This window comes from Streptomyces sp. NPDC055140 (assembly GCF_053607285.1).
Genome location: NZ_JBSGTG010000177.1, coordinates 1 through 1,674 on the forward strand (window position 1 = coordinate 1; position 1,674 = coordinate 1,674).

General features: G+C 66.3%; 2 protein-coding genes. Both read left to right on the top strand.

The window, feature by feature from the left end:
• A partial coding sequence (locus tag ACWFR4_RS48765; RefSeq protein ID WP_453658421.1) for an aldo/keto reductase occupies positions 1–310 on the top strand: 310 nt, incomplete at its 5' end.
• Positions 311–590: 280 nt separating this feature from the next.
• Positions 591–1,427, top strand: coding sequence for a hypothetical protein (locus tag ACWFR4_RS48770; RefSeq protein WP_453658423.1), 837 nt, complete (start codon positions 591–593; stop codon positions 1,425–1,427).
• Positions 1,428–1,674 lie beyond the last annotated feature (247 nt).

The window sequence follows — 1,674 nt, forward strand, 5'->3', positions numbered from 1 at the left end:
GGACAAAGCGTGGTTCTCGAACCCCGGTCTCGCAATCATCGACCGCAGCCTGGACACGCTACGCGAGCACTTCGGCCACCACCCACAGGCCTTGGTCCGCGTCGCCCTGCGATACAGCCTCCAACAGGCCGATCACACAGCGGTGGTCGTCGGCTTCACCACTGCCGAGCAGATCCGCGAGAACTACTCCTGCCTCGGTGAACCACTCACGCAGGAGGAGCTCGCGTTCGTCGACGACACCTACGGCCGGATCCGAGACGAACTCCACACCGCTGGTGACGCCTACCGCCGGGTGGAGGTACCGGCGTGAGCCGCGGATCGGAAACACGGGCCAACGTCCGGTCTATCGATCAACGGCCCGCCCGCGCCGTGACCTGGCAGCCGACTGCCTTCAGCGGGCCCCCAACGCTGCGCTTCGTCGCGGAACGCCACAGCGAGCCCCGGCACGTCGCCGAGCCGCACCCGCCTCTCGCGGAACTACTCGACGCCGCCGACAACGCCTTCGGCATCTCCTGCCCGAGCGCATTCCCAAGCGCGCTGCCTCCCGGCCAGTCAGCGCCTCTCCTCGCACACAACCCCGGAGGACTCACATGGAAATGATCCAGCAGGCGCTGCTCAACAGCGCCCCGTACTGGGCTGCGGAACAAGAAATCGCCCTGCGCTATTTCGGCTCAAGCGCCAGGAACATCAGGTCCGACAAGATTTGGGTCGGGCACCAGATGTTCAAGGAGTGGACCGGCAGCGGCGTCTACGGCCCCCGGAACACGACCGTGGCGAGCATGATCGCCGAAGTGGCCGAAGAAGTGGCGCCACTGGGCCACGGGGCGGTCGCCCCCTCGCCGCTGAAAAGCACCTACACCAAGCTGAGCTTCGCCTCCGACGAACTCCGGCACTACGCCCAGCTGCACGACCTGTTCCTGCTCATCGACTCCACCACGCCCCCGCCGGCGATCGCTGAACTCGGAAAGCTGAGGGAGGGAGCCGCCCTCACCGACCTGCGACTGAGCTACCGCGACGACAAGCTCGGCGCCATCGCGGTCGACCTGTCCGAGGGAGGCGGCCTGGGCCTCTACTTCGGGATCCGCTCCGCGAAGAACCTGCTGGACCCCTCCAACGAGGTAGACCGCGAGATCCTCGCGGTGGCTAGTCGAACGATCGAGGACGAGACGCGGCACCTGCTCGGCCGCTTCAAGGCCGCGCGTGAAGCAGGACTGAACCAGAAGGAGTGGGCCCGTGTCTCCGAGATCCTGGAGGAAATCTCCCGCCAGAAGCTCCTGGAGCGCAACGAGCAGTTCGGCGGCATGCTCACGGCCCAGGAAATGGAAACCGCCTGCGCGAGTGAGAACCATGCCCGAACCGCGGGTTTCCTGACGGACCACCTCGGCTTCGTCCTGGACTACCTGGGAATGAGCCCAGTTGATCTCTGACGCTCACACGTTCGCGCAGCAGGTGCTTGCCGCGCATCGGATCGAATCCCCCTCGAGCACGGTCTTCAGCTACGGCACGCGACGGCGCATTGTCGTAGGACTGGGCAGCGCAGGGCAGCTGACGGTCGCCCAAGGGTTGTGCTCGTTGTGGCGTACCCGCCCGCCCCGCCACGAACCCACAACCCCCCCCTCCCAGCAACCAGGGGACCACAACAAACTCAATGCGGCCCCCAGCCCCGTGGTCATG

Bases quoted from the DNA above. Each gene is read 5' to 3' on its own strand.
- ACWFR4_RS48770 (WP_453658423.1), top strand. From the start codon at position 591: ATGGAAATGATCCAGCAGGCGCTGCTCAACAGCGCCCCGTACTGGGCT.